The organism is Caulobacter sp. DWP3-1-3b2, from assembly GCF_049896325.1.
Classification (GTDB): domain Bacteria; phylum Pseudomonadota; class Alphaproteobacteria; order Caulobacterales; family Caulobacteraceae; genus Caulobacter.
On the sequence record NZ_JAFCUB010000001.1, the window covers coordinates 258,250 to 277,755 of the forward strand.

The following is a 19,506-nucleotide window of genomic DNA, read 5'->3' on the forward strand; positions in this document are numbered from 1 at the left end:
AAAGAAGCGAGGGGGCGCTCGGGCTCAGCGCCCCAGGCCCGTCCTTCGGACTGGGGGATCAGGAAGGATGGACGGTGGTGTCTGCTAGGCGGCTTCGCTCAGCGCCGGCTGGGCGCCGCGCGTCCAGCGCACGGCCGCTTCGGCGACGCGGACGTCCAGCAGGCGGGCGGTCTCGCGGTCGCCGGCCGGCGGGGTGATCTCTGGCGGCGGTGGCGTCGGCGAAGACTTTGAACACGCCAGAGACGTCGCCCATATAGGTGGGGGCGCCGAAGACGACGGCGTCGGCCTGGCTGATCTTGTCGATCAGCGGCGCGAAGTCCTGGGCGGCGTTTTCGATCTTCAGCAGGACCGGGGTCTGGCCGGCGTCACGGACGCCTTCGGCGACCCTTTCGGCCAGGACGGCGGTGTGGCCGTAACCCGAGCGATAAACGATGGCGACTTTGCTCATGGCGGATGCCCGTGATACCGGTGGCCGTTTCGAAACTGAAACGGTAGCGATTACATAATCACGGTCCCGGCGACGGCAGGAGATCAGTAACAGTTAATGGTGCAGTTATTCTGAGGGCCGCTTCAGGCGGCGTGACAGCGCCAAGCTCGACAATTCCGATGTGACCCGCCAGGGTGACGAGGTGGATCGCTGACCCAGGGAAAAATCTGAATGTCCTATCTGAGATCGGCGTCGTTTGGGGCGTTGTTCGTGGTGACCTTCACCATTGCGGCGACCTGTCAGTTGGCGTTCTCCGGCCTCGGGCTGCTGATGGTGGCGACGGCGCCGGGGATGTTCAACATGAACGGCCAGGCGGCCACCAACCCCGCTCAGGCCTTGGGCGTTCTGGCCTTTCTTCTCGTGATCGGCCTGTTCATGAACGCTGGCATATCGGCGATCGGCTCAGGCGTCTGGATCCTGGTGCGTCGCGCGCTGCCCGGCGCGAAGCCGACCGCCAATGCGGCCGACGTCTTCTAGACTAGGCCGCAACCGACGACGCGTTCGCCGCGCCCGACAGCAGGTCGGCCACCGAGATCTGGGCCAGACGTTCGGCTACGGCAGTGTCGGCGGCGGCCATGGCGCCGCGCACGGCGTCGGGAATCTTCTCGCCGACCGGGCAGCCCTTGACGCCCTTGGGCGCGACGCCGAGGTGGGCGCAGCCGTTCACGGCTCGCAACACCACGTCCAGAGTGATCTGTTCCGGCGGCTTCAGCAGCCAGGCGCCGCCATTGGCCCCGGCCCGCGCGCCGATCAGTCCCGCCTTGCCAAGCATGGCGGTGACCCGGCGAACCACCACGGGGTTGGTCGGGACGGAGGCGGCCAGCTCGGCGCTCGCCACGGCGCGATCCGCCGAAAAGGCGTTCTTGTGCGCCAGATAGGCGAGGGCGTGGGCCGCCACGGGGAATTTCTGACTGTCGGACATTTTTTTGTGGCAGGACCCTAAGGGCGTCGCTCGCGCGTTCAATCAAAAATTATCGGCGGCGAAAAACCGCCTAGGGCGAAAACTATCGTTGTTATCCCGGATCAGGTCGCGATTGAACCGGACCAGGATTGGGTGTATCGCGCCCCGCTTGACCGATATGGGGCTCCGCACCGCGTTTTGCGAGGGCGACCCCGGAGGGATTGAATGGCTTCCGAAGCCTCTGGCGCACCCGCTCCCAATAGCGCCGCCCCATGTGACGTCCCTCCGCAAGCAGGCCATGCCGTAAAAGGTCATAGTTTCCTGGCCTTGGCCGTCGGCTCCGTCGGTGTCGTGTTCGGCGACATCGGCACGAGCCCGCTTTACGCCTTCAAAGAAGCGCTGCACGCCGCCGCCAAGGACGGCATCACCCGACCCGAGATTCTCGGCGTGGTGTCGCTGGCCCTGTGGGCGCTGATCCTCGTCGTGACCGTCAAATACGTGCTGTTCATCATGCGCGCCGACAACAAGGGCGAAGGCGGGGTGTTGTCGCTGATGGCCCTGGCGCAGCGGGCCATCGGGCGGCGCACGACGCTGGTCTTCGTGCTAGGCGTCACCGGCGCGGCGCTGTTCTATGGCGACGCGGTGATCACCCCGGCCATTTCCGTGCTTTCGGCGGTCGAGGGCCTGAGGACCATTCCGGCGCTTGAGGCCCACGTCACCACCCAGGTGGTGCTGGTCATCGCCACCGTGATGCTTCTGGGCCTGTTCTTCATCCAGAGCCGGGGCACGGCCACGGTCGGCAAGCTGTTTGGCCCGGTCTGCGCCGTGTGGTTTGCGGTGATGCTGGTCCTGGGCGCCTATCACCTGGCCGACAATCCCGGCATCGTGGCCGCGATCAACCCCTACTACGCCGTCGCCTTCCTGTTCGACCATGGCATGGCCGGCTTCATCGTGCTGGGCGCGGTGTTCCTGACCGTCACCGGGGCTGAGGCCCTGTCGGCCGACATGGGCCACTTCGGGCGTTGGCCGATCCAGGCCGCCTGGCTATTCTTCGTCCTGCCCTGCCTGGCGGTGAACTATCTGGGCCAGGGCGCCTTCGCCCTCCACACCCTCGACGTCGCCGAAGCGGCAGGCCGGCCGATGCCGGAGCTGAACTGGTTCTTCGAGATGGCCCCCGAGTTCCTGCGCCTGCCGCTGGTGTTGCTGGCCGGCGCGGCCACCGTCATCGCCAGCCAGGCGGTGATCACCGGAGCCTTTTCCCTGACCCAGCAGGCGATCCAGCTGGGCTTGATGCCGCGCCAGGATATCAAGCGCACGTCGGAGACACAGTCAGGCCAGATCTTCGTGCCGCAGCTTAACACCATGCTGCTGCTGGGAGTGTTGGCGATCATGTTCACCTTCCAGACCTCGTCGGCCCTGGCTCACGCCTATGGCCTGGCGGTGACCGGCACCATGGTGGTCACCACCTGCATGGCCTATATCGTCATGCGCCGGCTGTGGAACTGGAAGACCCCCGCCGCCCTGGCCTTCCTGATCCCTTTCATGCTGCTGGACCTGACCTTCCTGTCAGCCAACGCCTTGCGGTTCTTCACCGGCGGCTGGCTGCCCGTGTTGATCGGCGCGGCGCTGTTCACGATCATGGCGACCTGGGTGCGCGGCAGCCAGATCCTCACCGACAAGACCCGCCGGGACTCCGTCCCCCTGGTCGACCTGATGGAGATCCTGCGGGCCCGCGCCCCGCACCGCTGCCCCGGCACGGCGATCTTCCTGACCTCAGATCCTGACATGACCCCGGTCGCGCTGATGCACAATCTCAAGCACAACAAGGTGCTGCATGAGCGCAATGTGGTGCTGACCGTCCGTACCGCCGAGACCCCCCGGGTGGCCGAGGACGACCGCATCCGCACCCAGGCGATCAACGCCGATTTCAAGAAGGTCGAGATCTTCTACGGCTTCATGGAAAGCCCCAATGTGCCCAAGGCCCTGGCCTTGTTGCGCAAGCAGCAGGGGCTGAAGTTCGACATCATGGCCACCAGCTTCTTCCTGGGCCGCCGCTCGATCGTGCCGTCGGCCAATAGCGGCATGCCGCTCTGGCAGGACCGGATCTTCATCTTCCTGATGAAGAACGCCGCCAATCCGACCGACTTCTTCAAGATCCCGCCGGGCCGGGTGGTCGAGCTGGGCGCCCAGGTGACGGTCTAGATGACCGCAGGCGCGATCCTGCTAGGCGTTTGGGTCGCGGTCGTTGCGGCGTGCGCCATGCTGGCGGGCAAGGCGTGGCGTCTGACCAAGCCCTTCGAGGAAATTCAGACACGCCAGTGGGGATCGTGCACGCGAAAGAATTCCCGGCTTCACATCTGGGGGCCGCTCTCGATGGCTGTTCTGGGTGGAGGCCTGATCCCTGCTTTCGTCCGTGAGGATGGGGCGTTCGATCTCGCGTCAGGCTTTGTGATTTTTTGGCTGTTTGGGACAGTCTTCATGCAAGCGGGATGGCTTGCGGCGGTCAAGCGCCAAAGAGCCCGTCGTGCTGAGACACGCTCGTGAACCTCTTGGGGGTCATCGGCGACGTGCTTTGGATCCTGTCGCTGTCGATCATGGCCGGGGCCTCGCGGATGGCCTGGGGCAAGATCGGCAAGGACGTCAAGCTTCCGGTGCTGTGGTCGCCGGCGGGGGCCACGGTGTGGCGGGCCTCGCGCGGGGCGGCGCTGATCGCCCTGCCGGCCGCGACCTTCCTGCTCAACCTGTGGCTGATGGCCGAGAGCCGCAAGCCGGCGGGGCTGGACGTGGCGATCATCCTGCTGTGCGTGCGGGCGATCCTGGCGGCGATCTTCGCGGTGGTCCACCTGACCCAGGTCCGCCGCGCGCTCAACCAACTGGCCGAGGAAGGCCAGATCAAGCTCTGAGCGTCTGGCGCCAACGCTAGCGTTTCAATCGTCGCGAAACCGCGCTAAACGCCCCCGCGAGCCTTGTTTCTCCGACTTTTGTGTTTTTCTAAAAGGACTCCCGCCCATGGCCGCCAAGCCCGTGAAGAAGGTCGTGCTTGCCTATTCGGGCGGTCTCGACACCTCGATCATTCTCAAGTGGCTGCAGACCGAATATGGCGCGGAGGTCGTGACCTTCACCGCCGACCTGGGCCAGGGCGAGGAAATCGAGCCGGCGCGGGCCAAGGCCCTGGCCGCAGGCGTCAAGCCGGAGAACATCTTCATCGAGGACGTGCGCGAGGAGTTCGTGCGCGACTACGTCTTCCCGATGTTCCGCGCCAACACGGTCTATGAGGGCCAGTATCTGCTGGGCACCTCGATCGCCCGGCCGCTGATCGCCAAGAAGCAGATCGAGATCGCCCGCAAGGTCGGCGCCGACGCGGTCAGCCATGGCGCCACCGGCAAGGGTAATGACCAGGTCCGTTTCGAGCTCGGCTATTACGCGCTCGAGCCCGACATCCACGTGATCGCCCCGTGGCGCGAGTGGGACTTCAAGTCGCGCGAGGCCCTGCTGGACTTCGCCGAGAAGCACCAGATCCAGATCACCAAGGACAAGCGCGGCGAGGCGCCGTTCAGCGTCGACGCCAACCTTCTGCACTCCTCGTCCGAGGGCAAGGTGCTGGAAGATCCGGCCGTCGAGGCTCCCGAATTCGTCCACATGCGCACCATTGCGCCAGAAGACGCGCCCGATAAGCCGCACGTCTTCACCATCAATTTCGAGAAGGGCGACCCGGTCGCCATCGACGGCGTGGCGCTTTCACCAGCCAGCCTGCTGACCAAGCTCAATGAACTGGGCCGCGACAACGGCGTGGGTCGGCTGGACCTGGTCGAGAACCGCTTCGTCGGCATGAAGTCGCGCGGCGTCTACGAGACCCCAGGCGGCACGATATTGCTGGCGGCTCACCGTGGCATCGAGAGCATCACCCTCGACCGCGGCTCGATGCACCTGAAGGACGAGCTGATGCCGAAGTACGCATCGCTCGTCTACAACGGCTTCTGGTTCGCCCCCGAACGCGAGATGCTGCAGGCGGCCATCGACTACAGCCAGGCCAAGGTCACCGGCCAGGTGCGGGTCAAGCTCTACAAGGGCAATGTCTCGATCATCGGCCGGACAAGCCCTTACAGTCTCTATGATCAGGACCTGGTCACCTTCGAAGAGGGCAAGGTCGCCTACGACCACCGCGACGCCGGCGGCTTCATCAAGCTCAACGCCCTGCGCCTGCGGGTGCTGGCCAAGCGCGACCAGCGCGAAGGCTAGGCCGGGTTCGGGCATAGATCGAACGTCTGCGCCCTCTCCCTCTCCCTCTGGGAGAGGGAGAGGGCGCGCCTCAGCCGCCGGCGCTATCCGTCGGCTGCACCAGGTTGGGCGCCAGGTTAATCCCCGTCTTGTTGAAGATCACCCAGCCGATCACCTTGAACGCCGCGTTCAGGAGCTGCTGCGCCAACACCAGGGTCGTGAACTTCGTGAACTGCAGGGTCTGGTTGAAGGCCAGTTCCTGGTTGTGGATGATCATGTCGGCCGCTTCGGGCGGGATCTGCTGATTGAACAGGGCGGTCCGGGTCTGCATCGTCGCCTCGGCCAGGCTGCGCAGATAGCCGGCGACCACGGCCTTGTTGGCGTTCCACCACTGGGTCGAGACGCCGCCCAGCTCATCTTCGAGCACGGAGACCAGCTGATCGACGCTGTCGATGTCGAGGGACGCGAAGTCGGTCATCGGAGCCCGCCTTAGTTCTTCATCGCGCCGACGGCCTTGGCCGCCTGGTCGCAGCTGACCATCATCGCCGTCGTCGCCCCCGTGCCGGTGACGATACCGAAGGTCTTGTGAAGGGTCGCCAGGCCCGAGACCTGGCCGCTGCAGCCCTTCAGAAAACTCACCGTCAGGTCTCGCGCCTGCCCCGCCGGCTTGCCGCCGACCGGCGCGGAGCCGGCGCGGATAGCCGCCACAGCCAGGGCGGCTTGGATGTCGGCATAGGTTCCGATCTTGCCGGTATAGGTGGCCTTGTCCTGGTAGAGGCCCATCTCGGCCTCGGCCGCCAGCCTGGCCACGCCCTCGTAGGCGGTGGTGGTCTTCTGGTCGAGCGTGGCGTCATAAGGCGGGGCGAACACGGCGCAACTGGCCAGGACCAGCGCCGCGCAGCCGACCAGGGCCATCCGGAATCCATCAGCGCCGAGCATGAGCAACCCCTGTGAAGTTGCCATCATGAGCTGTTAAGGCGGCAAACTCAAGTCGAAGTTGTCAACGCGTTTCGCCTGGCCGGTAGCGGCGCTCAGTGTGACCCGCCAGCTGGTCGGGATAGAAATAGACCTCCCGCAGGTCGCCGCCGGCATAGCGCGGGACCTGGTCGGCGAAGTGGGGCGAGGCCGGATCGCCGCTCTCGCCACCCGCCGAAACGGCCATGGCCTTGACGCGGGGGCCGAACTCCACCGCCGCCACGAAGCTGTTGCCGCTGGTCCCGTAGTACCTTTTGGTCCCCGGATAGCGCTTGGCCCCGAACGAGGCCAGCGAGCCCCATTGGGCCGAGGCGAAGGGCACAGGGATCGAGGGCTTGGCGTCGTCGAAGGTCTGGACGATGGCCCCATCGTTGCGCTGGAAGCGGTTGATCTGGCCCCAGGGCGTGCGCCAGTCGCCGAAGTCGGCGGTCAAGCGATCCGAGGCCTCCGCCAGGGCCGCCAGCTTCTGGGCGGGCGTCGCCTCGGCCATGGCCTTGTAGGCCGATATGCCCTGCTTTTTGGCCTCGGCCGCCGACTTCGCCCACAGGGCCTCGCCCCAGAAGACCGCCAGTGAGGTCTCGGTCGAGGTGGCCGACCACCGGTAATCCCAGCCCTTCAACGCCGCCATCTGCGCGGCCAGGCGGGCCTTGGTCGGATCGCCGTCGGGCGTGGCGTCATAGGCCTTGGCCAGCGTCGGGATCAGTTCGGCGAAGGCGGTCAGATAGGGGTCATAGGCTGCGGCGATCAGGCCGGGCAGGGTGAAGTCCTTGCGGCCGCTCAGCACCAGGGTGGCGTGGACGCCCCGCGGTGTCTCGCCCACGGTGTCCATGTAGCGCGGGAAGTCGGCTTGCTTGGGGCTGTAGGGGCCGGCCATCGAATAGGGCCAGTTATTGGTGTTCATCAGCCAGCCATTGGGTGGGGTCTTCATATGCGGCGCTTCGGACAGCGTGTGCAGGCCGTTCCAGTCCGTGGCCGGGTCGGCGCCATCGACCGGCTTGGTGTAATCGAAGCGGTCGTCGCGCTGAGGAATGAACTGCGGGTGCAGATAGGCGATCTCGCCCTTGTCGTCGGCGAACAGGGTGTTGTTCGACGAATTGCCCTTGAGCTCGGCCACCTTGAGAAAGCTGGCATAGTCGCTGGTCTTGGTGCGCAGATAGGACTGCTGCAGCGCCTCGACCGGACGGTACATCATGGCGAAGGCGATCCACTTGCCGTCCTGGGCGCGGACGATCGGACCGTGATGGGTGCGGTAGGTGGTGAAGGTCTTCTTGGCCAGCAAACCATTGGCGGTCCTGTAGGGGACCTCGACGGTCGCTGCCGTCACTGGGCGTTCCTCGGTCCCATAGCGGTAGACCAGCTTGCCGTCCTTCTTCTGAATCGTCTCGGCAAACTCATCCACCACATCGACGGTGCTGGAGGTGTGCATCCAGCCGGCATGGGCGTTGAAGCCCTGATAGATGAAGAACTGCCCCCAGGTCGCCGCGCCATAGGCGTTCAGCCCCGCGTCGCTGGTCATCTGGAGTTCGGAGCGGAAGAAGAACGAGGTGTGCGGGTTGATCAGCAGAAGGGCGTGGCCGTCCTGCGTGATCGACGGCGCGATGGCGATCCCATTGGAGCCGGTCGGCTCCTTGAAGGCCATGGCGTCTGCGACCTCTCGGGCCCGCGTCTCGGCCAAGGCGACGGGCTTGCCATAGAACGCCTCCAGCTCGCCCAGCGAGATCCGCTCGACATCGCCGCCGATGCTGCCTTCGGTAAAGCTCAGCGCCATCCACGGCTCGAAATTGGTGATGACCTTGGGCTTGGTGGTCGGATGGGTGGCCACGTAAAAGTTGAGCCCGTCGGCCCAAGCGGCCATCAGCGCCTTCAGCCAGGGCGGGCTGGCGGCGTAGCGGGCCTGAAGGTCGGCCGGATCGACGAACAGCTTCATCCGCAGGTCCTGCCAGACCGCCTTCTCGCCGCCCCCCAACGCCACGGGCGCCTCGGCCGTGCGGCCTAAGGCGGTCAGGTAGTTGGTCTCGACGCGGTTGAAGTCGTCCTCGGCCTGGGCATAGACCATGCCGAACACCGCATCGCTGTCGCTCTTGCCGTGGACATGGGCGATCCCCCAGTCGTCGCGGACGATCTCGACCCGGGCGGCGATGGCGCGCTGGCGGGCCAGGTCGGTCCCGGGCGCCGCCAGGGCCGAGCCAGCCAGGGCCAGGCAGGCCGTCGTCATCAGCAGGAATTTATGAATATGCACGACAGACCCCTCAAGCCTGGGCCCTGCCCCCGACGAGGGACGGTCGGGCGCCGCGCGGGCCTTGTCCAGACCGAACAGACAGCGATGCGTTCGGCCGACCGGCGGGCGAGAAGCTAGGAGGGAGGATGCTGAACCGCCGGGCCTCGCTGACCCGATCGCCTAAACCTCACGCGATCCCCGCCGACGAGGGAAGGCGTCGTAGCCCGCCTCGCGCCAGGCCTTGCGCTGAACATGGGTCGTGTCGGGGTCAGTCACGTTCGCCCACCATTGCGGCCGAGTGGCGCTCCTAGGGAGCATGGCGCGTTCGGTCATGCTGGCTGGATGGCCAAGTACGATCCCCTGTGCGGACACTTGCGTCGCCAACGGCACGCTGAGTTCGAACTAACCTTCGTCGAGATCGAGCGCATCCTCGGCGCGATCCGGACCCGTCGAATCCGTTACCAATACAGCGTCATTGGAGAACAGGCTTGAAATGGAGCAGCGCAGCCTCTTTGTTTCGGTTGTCGCTGCGTAACAGGCGCGCCGCAGCGTCGAGCAAGGGCGACTGCCATCCGAAGGAAGTGGCAACGCGCCTGTGGAAATCCACAGGTGTGCGGATCGGCCGTTCGAGGCCTCCTCTGTCCACGATGCGTCATGTCGACGCCGCCAAGCCCAGTCCGGCGCCGCAGGCCCAGACCAAGACCGAGGGCAGTCCGCCCCATCCGACCCACGCGCCGATCGCGCCCAGGAGGCGCGGATCGCGGTCCCCCATGCCTGCCGGCCGCGCAGCTTCTCGTAGGCGACCGCGATCGCGGCCAGGGCGCCGTAGCCGGCGAAGCTCCCGATGCAGGGGGCCAGCGCCAAGGCGACGAACGTCCAGAGAAGATCGGTGGTCACCGTGCCGGCCCCTGTCCTCGCGCCTTGGCTTCAATGGCTGCAAAGCATCGACGCCCGCGACAATTCGTGACGGCCGTTCCGCCCATGGTGGCGCGCGCGCCAGAGATAGCGTCCCGAACCTGGAGGGACCGCGCATCAGGAAAAGGTGTCTGCTCGTCTATAAGGTACTAAATCCAAGCTGCGCGGCCAAGCTCAATGGATGAACGGCGCCGGCCCCTATCCGCTCCAAACCGCCGCATGAGGTGTCACTCTAGCGCGATAAAAATGAGGGGAAATCTGTGAGATCGCGCAGCGCCTGGCATGGAGTTGCTGAGTAGAATTCGTATCTTAAGAGCAGTCCTTGGTGGAGCCGAGGGGAATCGAACCCCTGACCTCCTCATTGCGAACGAGGCGCTCTACCATCTGAGCTACGGCCCCAAGGAAGCGGGGGAATACGGCGGGGCGGCTTATGCGTCAAGCACGGTGTTGCGTCCTTGGCGCGATACGGCCGAAGGGCTACATGCGTCTCTATAACGTCACGTAGGGAACGCCCATGGGCTCGGCTATCGTCTGGTTGGTCAATACCGTTATCGGCATGGCCATCTTCTTCATCTTCGCCAGGGCGATCGTCGGCTGGCTAGTGCAGTTCGACATCATCAACACCCGCAACCACTTTGTCTTCCAGGTGCTGAGCATGTTGGAGCGAGTCACCGACCCGGTGCTGCGTCCGATCCAGCGCGTGGTCCCGCCGCTCGGGGGCATCGACTTCAGCCCGGTCGTCGCCTGGTTGGCCCTGACGGTGATCCGCATCCTGTTCAACGTCTATCTGGCCCCGCCGCTCCTCGTCCTGGGCTAGCCACACATCGCCGGGCGGACAAACCCCGCGCGGCGATAGAGCGGCGTCGACAGCTGAGTGGTCGAGGCCGGCGGACGACCCTATCTGAAGGTGCGGGTCGCCGCCCCGCCCGTCGAGGGCGCCGCTAGCGCTGGCCTACTGGTCTTCCTCGCCAAGACCCTGGACCTGCCCGGGTCGGCCCTCACCCTTGTCTCCGGCGCCGGGGCGCGGCCTAAGCTGATGCAGATCTAAGGCTGCGACCCGTTGTCGCTGCAGAGAAAGTTCGGCGTCCGCCCGGCCACGCCGTCTGGAACCACGGGACAAGGAACGGTCGCGAATCTCACCCTATGTCGCGCTCGCGGTCAAAAAGCCCCTGTTGGGCAACGTAGCAGGTTGGTTTCGGTCGCCACGCGCCAACAGTCGCGCCGATGAGACGCCGGCTTTCATCCCCTCTTAGTCAAAGCGTTCTATGCTATGAGCTAGGTCCATCGCGCGACGGGGGTCGCGGGATCACCCGGGGGCGGCGTGAGCATCAACGAACATCAGTCGGGTGAGGTGCGGGCGGCGATCGCGCGGCGGGGCAACGTTTATCTGCGCGTGCTCGCCACCGTGATGATCGCCCTGATGTTGCACGTCTTCATCGGCGCCGCCTGGACCTGGGTCTGGGCCGGCGTCTATGCGAGCGCCCAACTGGTGGAGCTTTTTCTGATCCAGGCGGCGATCAAGCATCCCGGGGTCGGCTTCCAGGGCTGGCGGCGGATCGCGGTGGGGATCATGCCGGTCGTCACCTCGGCGATCTTCGGTTTTCTCGCTTTGCCGCTGTTCGCCTCGCACGAGCGCTTCGCCCCCACCCTGGGCGGCCTGCTGCTGGCCGGGGCCCTGCTCAATGTCATCGTCGTCAACAGCAGCCTGAGGTCGGCGACGATCTCGGCCGCCGCGCCCCACCTGATCTATCTGATGATCGTGCCGTTCGTGGCCAGGGCCGCCAATCCCGGCGCCCCCCTGGCCAACGCCCTGTGGTTCGGCGTCATCCTGCTGATCATCTCGGTCGCGGTGGCGGGCCGCACCCTGGAGAAGGCCATGAATGCCGAGGCCGCCGCCAAGGACGAGGCCGAGCGTCGGCGGCACGAGGCCGAGGAAGCCGTGGCGGCCAAGTCGGCCTTCGTGGCGATGATCAGCCATGAGCTGCGCACCCCGATCAGCGCCATCCTGGCCGGCGCCGCGCGCCTGCACAGCGACGTGCCCGACGCGGCCTCCAAGACCCACGCCCAGTTGATCGGCGACGCCGGCGCCATGATGCGCACCCTGCTCAATGACCTGCTGGACCTGTCGCGTCTCGACGCGGGACGGATGGGTGTCGAAAAGGTCCCGTTCGACCTGCGCCAATCGATGGCCGACACCCTGCGCCTTTGGCGCCCCGACGCCCAAAAGAAGGGCCTGCGTCTGCGGGTCGAGGGCGCGGCGCATCTGCCGCGTTGGGTGGCCGGCGATCCCATGCGCCTGCGCCAGGTACTCAACAACCTGCTGTCCAACGCCATCAAGTTCACGCCGCGCGGCGCGGTCACCGTGCGCCTGGCCGCGCGCGAAGACGGCGAGGCGCTGATCTTCGAGGTCGTGGTCGCCGACACCGGGCCTGGCCTGAGCGAAGAGCAACTGGACCGGCTGTTCACGCCGTTCGACCAACTGGCCTCGGCCGTGGTGCGCGAGCATGGCGGCTCGGGCCTTGGCCTAGTGATCAGCCGCGAGCTGGCGCGCCTGATGGGCGGCGACCTGACGGTGACCAGCAAGCCCGGCAAGGGTTCAAAGTTCCGGCTGGAAATCCGCGTCGAAGCGGCCGAGCGCGCGGACGACCGCGTCGCCGGCGCTTCGATCGCTGGCGCCCGGGTGCTGGTGGTCGACGACCACGTGGTCAACCGCCGGGCCATCGAGCTGGTTTTGCAATCCTTCGACATCCAGCCCACCCTGGCCGAATCCGGCGAGCGGGCCCTGGAGCTGCTGCAGTCCGAAATGTTCGACGTCATCTTGATGGACATCTACATGCCCGGCATGGGCGGCCGCGACGCCACCCGGCAACTGCGGGCGAGCGAAGGTCCCAACCGCGACATCCCGGTGATCGCCGTCACCGCCTCCGCCACGCCGAAAGACTGGGAAGCCTGCCACGCCGCTGGCATGAACGCCCACGTCGCCAAGCCGATCGACCCCAGCCAGCTCTATACGGCGCTCAGTGAAGTGCTGTCGGCGGGGGTGATAAGCGCGGCGGCGGCTTAATCAAATCCTCCCCCACAGGAGGAGGATTTCTTGAGCACCTCCGCTAACCTGCCCTCCAACGCCTCCCGATCCTTCATCTGACACTCCCACACCGTCTCCACCCGCCAGCCATCCGCCGTCAGGTCAGTGAGGTTCCGCTGGTCGCGCGCCACGTTGCGCGCCACCTTGGCGACCCAGTAGTCGCGATTGGCCTTGGGAACTCGCGACCCGCGCGCGCAGTCGTGCCCGTGCCAGAAACAGCCATTCACGAAGATCGCCAGCCGGCGTCCTGGCATCACCACGTCGGGCGAGCCCGGCAGGTCCTTTCGGTGCAGGCGGTACCGCGCGCCCAGGTCGGTGAGGATCCGGCGGATCAGCAGCTCGGGCTTGGTGCCGGTGCTCTTCACCCGCGCCATCACCGCCGAGCGCTTGGCGGCGTCATAAACGTCGGTGGTCGTGGCGGTCATGGCCTTGTAACGCGCGGGGGCGACAGACGACCGTCGCCCCCGGGGTCAGATCAGAGTCCCTCGAACAGCGCGGTCGAGAGGTAGCGCTCGGCGAAGCTCGGGATGATCGCCACCACCAGCTTGCCGGCGTACTCGTCGCGCATCGCCAGGTCGAAAGCCGCCGTCAGGGCCGCGCCCGAGCTGATGCCGACCGGCAGGCCCTCGGTGGCGGCCGCCTTGCGGGCCATGGCGAAGCTGTCGTCGTTGCTGACCTGGATGATCTCGTCGATCACGCCGCGATCCAGGATGCCCGGCACGAAGCCGGCGCCGATGCCTTGGATCTTGTGCGGACCGGGCGCGCCGCCCGACAGCACTGCCGAGGCTTCCGGTTCGACCGCCACCATTTTCAGGCCCGGCTTGCGGGCCTTCAGCACCTGGCCGATGCCGCTGATGGTGCCGCCGGTGCCGACGCCCGAGACCACGGCGTCCACGGCGCCGGCGGTGTCGTTCCAGATCTCTTCCGCCGTCGAGACGCGGTGGATCAACGGGTTGGCGGTGTTTTCAAATTGCTGGGGCATCACCGCGCCTGGGGTAGCGTCGATGATCTCCTGGGCGCGAGCTACGGCGCCGCGCATGCCCTTCTCGGCCGGGGTCAGCTCCAGCTTGGCGCCCAGCAGCAGCAGCATCTTGCGGCGCTCGATCGACATGCTCTCGGGCATGACCAGGGTCAGCTTGTAGCCCTTGGCGGCGGCCACGAAGGCCAGGGCGATGCCGGTATTGCCGCTGGTCGGCTCGACGATGACGCCGCCCGGCTGCAGCAGGCCCTTGGCCTCCAGATATTCGACCATGGCCACGCCGATCCGGTCCTTGACCGAGGCCAGCGGGTTGAAGAATTCCAGCTTGGCCACGACCGTGCCCTGGGGCTTCAGCTCGGCGGTCAGGTTGGGCAGGCGCACCAGCGGCGTGTCGCCCACCGTATCGAGGATCGAGTCGTAAATCTTGCCGCGGCCGCTGCGCTTGAACCGCGCTGCGTCGTAGGTCGAGGAGGCGTCGTCCATGGGAAGTCTCGCTGTCGGAGGTTTGGGGCCGGCCCTGGGTTTAACCCACCTTAGGCCGTGGGATTTGGCGTGTCAGCGGGTCATTCGGCGGCGAGGCGCGCAGATTTCCTGAGGACGAGCGGGGTCAGAAGCTGTTCCGCCAGCCAACGCACCACCGGGGCCGCCACCCCGTCGCCGATCACATGCAGGCCGGCGGTCTGGCTCCTGGGCAGACGATAGCTGTCGGGCAGACCCATCAGCCGGGCGCCCTCACGGGGGCTGATAAGACGCGAACGGACCTGTCCCCGGTCGATCACCAGTAGGGTCTGGCGCGAGGAGCCGCCGCGCGGGGTGCGCAGGCAGCCGGCCAGGCCGTCGAACCGCACCTCGGCCCGCTGCTCGCCGCCGCGCATGCGCTTGAACACCGCGCCGACCGCGCGTTCGCCCGAGGCCCTGCGAGCCTCGACGGCTGCGCGATGGGCTGGGGCCATCAGGTCGAGGAGGGTCCGGGTGGCCACGTCGGTTCGCCAGGCCATGTGGTCGTCGGTCTCAAGCACGGCGGCCAGGTCGGTATTGCGGGCCGGCGGCGCAGCCAGGCCCCACCAGGTCCAGGCGCCCTGCAAATCGGCGGGCAGGCGGGCATGGGCTTCGCGCACGGCGCGGGTGTGGAAGGCGCTCTCGCCGGACAGGCCCTCGACCGGCAGCCGCGTGGCGATCACGAACACCCGGGGCCGTGACTGGGGTGTGAACCGCGCCGCGTCGATCTCCAGCGCACCAAAGCGGTAGCCTTGCTCGGACAGCGCCCGGCACAGGGTGGTGAAGTCGGCGCCGCCATGCGAGGTCAGCAGGCCCACCACGTTTTCGACCACCACGGTGTCGGGGCCGCGACCTTCAGCGCTCAGCGCCTCCATCAGCCTCCAGAACCCGAAGAAGGCCGAGGAGCGGCCGCCTTGCAGACCGGCGCGGGCCCCGGCCAGGCTGAAGTCCTGGCAGGGGCTGGAGGCCCAGGCGAGGTCGGCTTGTCCGGGCAGGTCGGCCGGCGCAATCTTCCAGACGTCGCCTTCGTGGAAGTGCCCCTCGCCATTGGAAGAGCCGGCGTCTGCGTGATTCTCGCGATAAGTCTTCGCCTTCACGGGGTCGAAGTCGTTGGCGAAGGCGCAGGTCCAGGCCTCGCCCAGGCCCAGGCGCGCCATGCCGCCGCCGGCGAAGAATTCGTAGAAGGTAGGAGAGCCGTTCCGATTCATCGCGGAGGAGTCTAGCGTGAGCTGGCCCAATGAGGATAGCGCCACCATGCTTCGTCCCACCGTCGCCGTTTGCTCGATCCTGTTGCTTGCGGCGTGCGGTGAGGCGCCGATGGGGGCGTCCGAGGGCGCGTCCTCGGCTCCGGCCGATGCGCCAGCCACAGCCCCGCCCGGCCCGGACTTCTCCGGCGACTTCAACCTGGTGGGGACCGAGCCGTTCTGGGGCGGAAAGATCAGGGCCGACGGCTTGAGCCTGTCGCGCCCCGATCAGTCGGAGGTCACCGCGGCCAACACCGGCGTGAAGGTCGAGGACGACGTCGGCGCGTGGGGCGTGGGCCACATGGTCATCAAGCTGACGCCCGAGGCCTGTTCGGACGGCATGTCGGATCGAAAATACGCCTATCGCGCCGAGGCGACGCTGAATGGCGAGGTGCTGAAAGGCTGCGCGGATCGGCCGGCGGCGCTGGCGGCCCAGCAGCCCTAGGCGCCGGCGAGCCTAGTTCGCCACGTCCATCAGCTCGTACCGGCCCTGCATGTTGACGTCCTTGTGGACGCCGGGGACCGGCAGCAGCAAGCCGATCGACACGGCGGCGACGGCGAGCAGGGCGAACAGCGACTTGATGGCGGCCATGGCGGCGAGTCCTGAAGGTGCCTCGGCCACGTTGGATGGTCGATCGGCAACAAAGATGGTTGCGATTATCCGGCGTTCAAGGGTCGCCGCCGCGCCCCGGAAAATTGCGCTCGCGCGGCCTTCTCCTCTTGACGAGACAGGCCTTGGTTTGAACAGCCAAACGCAAAACGCCGCCGGGCGCGAACCCGGCGGCGTCGTTTTCACGGATCGGGAACATGCCCGTCGGCCTGTTCCCGATCGTTGTTCCCGCCCTGGCTAGAAGATCTCGAACAGCCCCGCCGCGCCCATGCCGCCGCCGATGCACATGGTCACCACGCCCAGCTTGGCGCCGCGACGCTTGCCCTCCAGCAGCAGGTGGCCGGCGCAGCGGGCGCCGGTCATGCCGAAGGGGTGGCCGATGGCGATGGAGCCGCCATTGACGTTGTACTTCTCGGGATCGATGCCCAGGCGGTCGCGACTGTAGAGGCACTGCGATGCGAAGGCCTCGTTCAACTCCCACAGGTCGATGTCGTCGACCTTCAGGCCATGGCGCTCCAGCAGACGGGGCACGGCGAACACCGGGCCGATGCCCATCTCGTCAGGCTCGCAGCCGGCGACGGCGAAGCCCTTGAACAGGCCCAGCGGCTCCAGGCCGCGACGGGCGGCTTCCTTGGCGTCCATGATCACCACGGCGGCGGCGCCGTCCGACAGTTGCGACGCGTTGCCGGCGGTGACGAAATTGCCGTCGCCCATCACCGGCTTCAGGCTGGCCAGGCCTTCCAGGGTGGTTTCGGGACGATTGCACTCGTCCTTGGTGACCACGTAGTCGACGAGGCTCTCTTCCTTGGTGACCTTGTCGACCACCTTCATCTTGGTGGCCATCGGCACGATCTCGTTGTCGAACAGGCCGCTGGCCTGGGCGGCGGCGATCCGCTGCTGGCTGCGCAGGGCGTATTCGTCCTGGTATTCGCGGCTGATATTGTAGCGCTTGGCGACGATGTCGGCGGTGTCGATCATCGCCATCCACAGGGCCGGCTTCTCGCGCATCAGCTTTTCTTCGGTGATGTGAAAGCGGTTCATGTGACCGCCGCCCTGCACCAGCGAGATCGACTCGACGCCGCCGCCGATCGCGACATTGGCGCCGTCGTTGCGGACATAGTTGGCGGCCGTGGCGATGGCCTGCAGGCCCGACGAGCAGAAGCGGTTGATGGTCTGGCCCGAGGTGGTGACCGGCAGGCCGGCCCAGATGGCGGCGTTGCGGGCGACGTTCATGCCGGTGGCGCCCTCGGGACCGCCGCAGCCCAGGGCCACGTCCTCGACCTCGGCCCCTTCGAGGCCGGCGCGCGACACCGCGTGCTGGATGGCGTGGCCGGCCATGGCCGCGCCGTGGGTGTTGTTGAAGCCGCCGCGGGCCGACTTGGCCAGACCGGTACGAGCGTAAGAGACGATGACCGCTTCGCGCATTGGGCGCACTCCCCTTTAAACGTTAGTTTGAATTTGTGGCCACCCTAGACTCGGATTTGGGCGGGGGAAAGATGACGCTTGGGGAAGGCGTGCTTTGGCGTTTAGTGCGGCAGAACCGTCAAGCTGTCTGGCAGCTCATTACTGTCGCCAGGACGCGGCGGGACGTGAGCGGCCAGGATCGCGCCAGTGCGCGCCACGGCGGCCACGAAGCCATCGGCGATCGCCCCGCGCTTGAGGCCGGCTGTCAGGTCGGCGACCACCGCGTCCCAGACGGCGTTCGGCGCGAGCGCATAGATGCCCTCGTCGGCGATCACTTCCACGCGATGCTCGGCCAGGGCGGCGAAGATCAGCACGCCGGTGCGGTCGCGGGTCAGGTGCAGGTCCTTGGCCACGAAATAGTCCATGGCCGCCTGGCGCACGCGGGCCGCCTTGGCCGAGGCGGGGCTCAAGGCGCGGCGAACGGGCGGTATGGCCAGGATCAGGGCCGCGACCCCGAAGGTCGCCGCCTGCAGGGCGGCATAGGTCAGCAGGGCCGACAGGATCGCCGCGTCATGGGCGGCGGCGTGTCCCACGGTCCAGCCGCCGAACAGCCGGGTCAGCATTTCGGGCCGGAAGCCGGCCAACAGGGCCAGGGCCGGCAGAAGAAGCGCCGCGCCGAACGCCCAGATCAGCGGCGGCTGGCGGTCGTCGCCGACCTCGGGAGCCAGCACACAAAAGATTTCGCCGGCCGTGGTCTTCTCGGCCTCGGCCACGGCCTGGGCGATGCGGGCCTGGTCGGCTTCTGAAAGGGTCTTCATCACCAGCTCCCCGACGATCCGCCGCCGCCGAACGATCCGCCGCCGCCCGAGAAGCCGCCGCCGCCGCCGCCGCCGCCGCCGCCGCCTCGGCCTCCGCCGCCGCTCAGCAGGCCGTTGAGAATGATCCACGGCAGGGCGCCGCCCAGGCCGGACGACCGGCCACCGCGCTGGCCTCGGAACAGGCGGCTAACGATGAAGACGACGAGGAACAGGCCGATGATCAGCGGCCAGATCGACCCGCCGCCGCTCGACCGCTCGGTGGCCGGCACGTCGAAGGCCTGCTGGGCTTTCGCCTTGGCTTCGTCCTCGGGCAGGGCCAGTTGCTGGATGACGGCGTCGGTCCCGTCGACGATCCCGCCCTGCAGGTCGCCGGCCTTGAACTTCGGCAGGACCGCGCTCTGGATGATGACGCTGGACAGGGCGTCGGTGAGGATTGGCTCCAGGCCGTAGCCGACGTCGATGCGCACCTTGCGCTCGGTGGGGGCGACCAGAAGGATGACGCCGCTGTTCTTGCCCTTCTCGCCGATGCCCCAGGCCCGGCCCAACTGGTAGCCATAGTCCTCGATGTCGTAGCCCTGGAGGCTGGGCAGAGTGACCACCACCAACTGGCGGCCGGTTGTCTGTTCGAGGGCCTGCAGCTTGGTGGTCAGCTCGGTCTCGACCTGGGGCGACAGGACATTGGCGGCATCGACGACACGGCCACTCAGGGCCGGGAAGGTAGGGGCGGCCAGCGCCGGTCCGGCCAGCAGGGCGAGCGCCGCCAAAAGCGCGCCCATAAATCCCTTCATCCCGGCGAAGGCCGGGACCCAAGCCGGGCGGGCAGTTGTGACGCGGCGCTCCGATCGGAGACTCGGCTTGGGTCCCGGCCTTCGCCGGGATGAGTGGAAATAAGAAAGCAATTTACTGGGCCGGGGCCGGCGCGGGCCCGGTGTTCACCGTCGGGGCCGGCGGGGCGCTGAAGTCGACATTGGGCGCGGACTGGGCCGTGGCCGTGGCCTGGAACAGCTGGGCCGGCTTCTGGCCGCTATAGAGGTTGATCTACGCCCAACGCATTCCCACGTCGGTGGTGGATGAACAGGGCGTGCAGCAACTCGCGTTTGTGCCGCGCGACAGCGAAGGCCTGAGCGTGATCGACGACTGGAGCGGCTTCGGCC

Annotated in this window: 21 protein-coding genes, 1 tRNA gene and 2 pseudogenes; 9 read left to right on the forward strand and 15 right to left on the reverse strand. The window is 67.0% G+C overall.

The features are described 5' to 3' along the window. Window positions 1–58: 58 nt before the first annotated feature. Window positions 59–448, reverse strand: coding sequence for a flavodoxin family protein (locus ACP7AG_RS01290; protein ID WP_426010789.1), 390 nt, complete (start codon window positions 446–448; stop codon window positions 59–61). Between the two features lie 210 nt (window positions 449–658). On the opposite strand from ACP7AG_RS01290, the gene ACP7AG_RS01295 reads away from it, so the two are divergent. Beyond that, window positions 659–964 carry a hypothetical protein gene (locus ACP7AG_RS01295; protein ID WP_426010791.1) on the forward strand — a complete coding sequence of 102 codons (306 nt, stop codon included), beginning with the start codon at window positions 659–661 and terminating at the stop codon, window positions 962–964. 1 nt (window position 965) lies between these two features. Here ACP7AG_RS01295 and ACP7AG_RS01300 read toward each other — a convergent pair whose 3' ends face one another. Further along, window positions 966–1,409, reverse strand: coding sequence for an Rrf2 family transcriptional regulator (locus ACP7AG_RS01300; protein WP_426010792.1), 444 nt, complete (start codon window positions 1,407–1,409; stop codon window positions 966–968). A gap of 204 nt (window positions 1,410–1,613) precedes the next feature. On the opposite strand from ACP7AG_RS01300, the gene ACP7AG_RS01305 reads away from it, so the two are divergent. The 4 genes from ACP7AG_RS01305 (at window position 1,614) to ACP7AG_RS01320 (ending at window position 5,627) form a co-directional block, all read left to right on the forward strand. Beyond that, window positions 1,614–3,590, forward strand: coding sequence for a potassium transporter Kup (locus ACP7AG_RS01305; protein WP_426029503.1), 1,977 nt, complete (start codon window positions 1,614–1,616; stop codon window positions 3,588–3,590). Further along, window positions 3,591–3,932 carry a hypothetical protein gene (locus ACP7AG_RS01310; RefSeq protein ID WP_426029504.1) on the forward strand — a complete coding sequence of 114 codons (342 nt, stop codon included), beginning with the start codon at window positions 3,591–3,593 and terminating at the stop codon, window positions 3,930–3,932. It abuts the gene before it with no gap. After that, window positions 3,929–4,291 carry a hypothetical protein gene (locus ACP7AG_RS01315; RefSeq protein ID WP_426029505.1) on the forward strand — a complete coding sequence of 121 codons (363 nt, stop codon included), beginning with the start codon at window positions 3,929–3,931 and terminating at the stop codon, window positions 4,289–4,291. Before ACP7AG_RS01310 ends, ACP7AG_RS01315 begins: the two co-directional genes overlap by 4 nt. A 106-nt stretch (window positions 4,292–4,397) precedes the next feature. Beyond that, the gene (locus tag ACP7AG_RS01320; protein WP_426010799.1) at window positions 4,398–5,627 is read left to right on the forward strand and encodes an argininosuccinate synthase; all 1,230 of its coding nucleotides are present in this window, start codon (window positions 4,398–4,400) and stop codon (window positions 5,625–5,627) included. Window positions 5,628–5,697: 70 nt separating this feature from the next. Here ACP7AG_RS01320 and ACP7AG_RS01325 read toward each other — a convergent pair whose 3' ends face one another. The 5 genes from ACP7AG_RS01325 to ACP7AG_RS01345 form a co-directional block, all read right to left on the reverse strand. Then, window positions 5,698–6,084 carry a hypothetical protein gene (locus tag ACP7AG_RS01325; protein WP_426029506.1) on the reverse strand — a complete coding sequence of 129 codons (387 nt, stop codon included), beginning with the start codon at window positions 6,082–6,084 and terminating at the stop codon, window positions 5,698–5,700. A gap of 11 nt (window positions 6,085–6,095) precedes the next feature. Next, a complete protein-coding gene (locus ACP7AG_RS01330) occupies window positions 6,096–6,545 on the reverse strand; it encodes a hypothetical protein (protein ID WP_426029507.1) in 450 nt (149 codons plus the stop codon). Between the two features lie 61 nt (window positions 6,546–6,606). Continuing rightward, window positions 6,607–8,820, reverse strand: coding sequence for a penicillin acylase family protein (locus ACP7AG_RS01335; RefSeq protein ID WP_426029508.1), 2,214 nt, complete (start codon window positions 8,818–8,820; stop codon window positions 6,607–6,609). A gap of 381 nt (window positions 8,821–9,201) precedes the next feature. Next, the gene (locus ACP7AG_RS01340; protein ID WP_426029509.1) at window positions 9,202–9,696 is read right to left on the reverse strand and encodes a hypothetical protein; all 495 of its coding nucleotides are present in this window, start codon (window positions 9,694–9,696) and stop codon (window positions 9,202–9,204) included. A 341-nt stretch (window positions 9,697–10,037) separates the two neighbouring features. Then, a tRNA-Ala gene (locus ACP7AG_RS01345) sits at window positions 10,038–10,113 on the reverse strand. Window positions 10,114–10,228: 115 nt separating this feature from the next. Here ACP7AG_RS01345 and ACP7AG_RS01350 point away from each other — a divergent pair. The 3 genes and pseudogenes from ACP7AG_RS01350 to ACP7AG_RS01360 all read left to right on the forward strand — a co-directional run bounded on the left by ACP7AG_RS01350 (window position 10,229) and on the right by ACP7AG_RS01360 (window position 12,778). Beyond that, window positions 10,229–10,531 carry a YggT family protein gene (locus tag ACP7AG_RS01350; protein ID WP_426029510.1) on the forward strand — a complete coding sequence of 101 codons (303 nt, stop codon included), beginning with the start codon at window positions 10,229–10,231 and terminating at the stop codon, window positions 10,529–10,531. Continuing rightward, window positions 10,500–10,762 (forward strand): annotated as a pseudogene (locus ACP7AG_RS01355) (DUF167 domain-containing protein). Before ACP7AG_RS01350 ends, ACP7AG_RS01355 begins: the two are co-directional and overlap by 32 nt. 360 nt (window positions 10,763–11,122) lie before the next feature. Beyond that, the gene (locus ACP7AG_RS01360; RefSeq protein WP_426011294.1) at window positions 11,123–12,778 is read left to right on the forward strand and encodes an ATP-binding protein; all 1,656 of its coding nucleotides are present in this window, start codon (window positions 11,123–11,125) and stop codon (window positions 12,776–12,778) included. Here the strand turns inward: ACP7AG_RS01360 and ACP7AG_RS01365 are convergent. The 3 genes from ACP7AG_RS01365 to ACP7AG_RS01375 all read right to left on the reverse strand — a co-directional run bounded on the left by ACP7AG_RS01365 (window position 12,775) and on the right by ACP7AG_RS01375 (window position 15,484). Then, window positions 12,775–13,224, reverse strand: a complete 450-nt coding sequence (locus tag ACP7AG_RS01365) for a very short patch repair endonuclease (RefSeq protein WP_426010811.1) — start codon at window positions 13,222–13,224, stop codon at window positions 12,775–12,777. The two genes, ACP7AG_RS01360 and ACP7AG_RS01365, sit on opposite strands and share 4 nt — an antisense overlap. A 50-nt stretch (window positions 13,225–13,274) precedes the next feature. Continuing rightward, on the reverse strand, window positions 13,275–14,261 hold the full coding sequence (gene cysK, locus ACP7AG_RS01370) for a cysteine synthase A (protein ID WP_426010813.1): 987 nt from the start codon (window positions 14,259–14,261) through the stop codon (window positions 13,275–13,277). 80 nt (window positions 14,262–14,341) lie between these two features. Beyond that, on the reverse strand, window positions 14,342–15,484 hold the full coding sequence (locus ACP7AG_RS01375; RefSeq protein ID WP_426010814.1) for a DNA cytosine methyltransferase: 1,143 nt from the start codon (window positions 15,482–15,484) through the stop codon (window positions 14,342–14,344). 16 nt (window positions 15,485–15,500) lie between these two features. Here ACP7AG_RS01375 and ACP7AG_RS01380 point away from each other — a divergent pair, with 16 nt between their 5' ends. Continuing rightward, on the forward strand, window positions 15,501–15,965 hold the full coding sequence (locus ACP7AG_RS01380; RefSeq protein WP_426010815.1) for a COG3650 family protein: 465 nt from the start codon (window positions 15,501–15,503) through the stop codon (window positions 15,963–15,965). Window positions 15,966–15,977: 12 nt separating this feature from the next. Here ACP7AG_RS01380 and ACP7AG_RS01385 read toward each other — a convergent pair whose 3' ends face one another. From ACP7AG_RS01385 to ACP7AG_RS01405, 5 genes and pseudogenes are all read right to left on the reverse strand, one after another. After that, entirely contained in the window at window positions 15,978–16,112 is a 135-nt protein-coding gene (locus ACP7AG_RS01385) for a hypothetical protein (protein WP_426010816.1), read from the reverse strand. A 255-nt stretch (window positions 16,113–16,367) separates the two neighbouring features. Beyond that, window positions 16,368–17,555 carry an acetyl-CoA C-acyltransferase gene (locus ACP7AG_RS01390; RefSeq protein WP_426010817.1) on the reverse strand — a complete coding sequence of 396 codons (1,188 nt, stop codon included), beginning with the start codon at window positions 17,553–17,555 and terminating at the stop codon, window positions 16,368–16,370. 101 nt (window positions 17,556–17,656) lie between these two features. Next, complete coding sequence (locus ACP7AG_RS01395) at window positions 17,657–18,352, reverse strand: TPM domain-containing protein (RefSeq protein WP_426029511.1); 696 nt, start codon at window positions 18,350–18,352, stop codon at window positions 17,657–17,659. Further along, a complete protein-coding gene (locus ACP7AG_RS01400; protein WP_426029512.1) occupies window positions 18,352–19,128 on the reverse strand; it encodes a TPM domain-containing protein in 777 nt (258 codons plus the stop codon). The genes ACP7AG_RS01395 and ACP7AG_RS01400 overlap by 1 nt, the downstream gene beginning before the upstream one ends. 124 nt (window positions 19,129–19,252) lie before the next feature. Continuing rightward, window positions 19,253–19,384: pseudogene (locus ACP7AG_RS01405) on the reverse strand (LemA family protein); the annotation flags it as partial. Window positions 19,385–19,506: the final 122 nt, after the last annotated feature.

Coding starts and splice junctions, on each gene's coding strand:
- ACP7AG_RS01290 (WP_426010789.1), bottom strand. CDS start 448: ATGAGCAAAGTCGCCATCGTTTATCGCTCGGGTTACGGCCACACCGCC.
- ACP7AG_RS01295 (WP_426010791.1), top strand. CDS start 659: ATGTCCTATCTGAGATCGGCGTCGTTTGGGGCGTTGTTCGTGGTGACC.
- ACP7AG_RS01300 (WP_426010792.1), bottom strand. CDS start 1,409: ATGTCCGACAGTCAGAAATTCCCCGTGGCGGCCCACGCCCTCGCCTAT.
- ACP7AG_RS01305 (WP_426029503.1), top strand. CDS start 1,614: ATGGCTTCCGAAGCCTCTGGCGCACCCGCTCCCAATAGCGCCGCCCCA.
- ACP7AG_RS01310 (WP_426029504.1), top strand. CDS start 3,591: ATGACCGCAGGCGCGATCCTGCTAGGCGTTTGGGTCGCGGTCGTTGCG.
- ACP7AG_RS01320 (WP_426010799.1), top strand. CDS start 4,398: ATGGCCGCCAAGCCCGTGAAGAAGGTCGTGCTTGCCTATTCGGGCGGT.
- ACP7AG_RS01325 (WP_426029506.1), bottom strand. CDS start 6,084: ATGACCGACTTCGCGTCCCTCGACATCGACAGCGTCGATCAGCTGGTC.
- ACP7AG_RS01330 (WP_426029507.1), bottom strand. CDS start 6,545: ATGCTCGGCGCTGATGGATTCCGGATGGCCCTGGTCGGCTGCGCGGCG.
- ACP7AG_RS01350 (WP_426029510.1), top strand. CDS start 10,229: ATGGGCTCGGCTATCGTCTGGTTGGTCAATACCGTTATCGGCATGGCC.
- ACP7AG_RS01360 (WP_426011294.1), top strand. CDS start 11,123: ATGATCGCCCTGATGTTGCACGTCTTCATCGGCGCCGCCTGGACCTGG.
- ACP7AG_RS01365 (WP_426010811.1), bottom strand. CDS start 13,224: ATGACCGCCACGACCACCGACGTTTATGACGCCGCCAAGCGCTCGGCG.
- cysK (WP_426010813.1), bottom strand. CDS start 14,261: ATGGACGACGCCTCCTCGACCTACGACGCAGCGCGGTTCAAGCGCAGC.
- ACP7AG_RS01375 (WP_426010814.1), bottom strand. CDS start 15,484: ATGAATCGGAACGGCTCTCCTACCTTCTACGAATTCTTCGCCGGCGGC.
- ACP7AG_RS01385 (WP_426010816.1), bottom strand. CDS start 16,112: ATGGCCGCCATCAAGTCGCTGTTCGCCCTGCTCGCCGTCGCCGCCGTG.
- ACP7AG_RS01390 (WP_426010817.1), bottom strand. CDS start 17,555: ATGCGCGAAGCGGTCATCGTCTCTTACGCTCGTACCGGTCTGGCCAAG.
- ACP7AG_RS01395 (WP_426029511.1), bottom strand. CDS start 18,352: ATGAAGACCCTTTCAGAAGCCGACCAGGCCCGCATCGCCCAGGCCGTG.
- ACP7AG_RS01400 (WP_426029512.1), bottom strand. CDS start 19,128: ATGGGCGCGCTTTTGGCGGCGCTCGCCCTGCTGGCCGGACCGGCGCTG.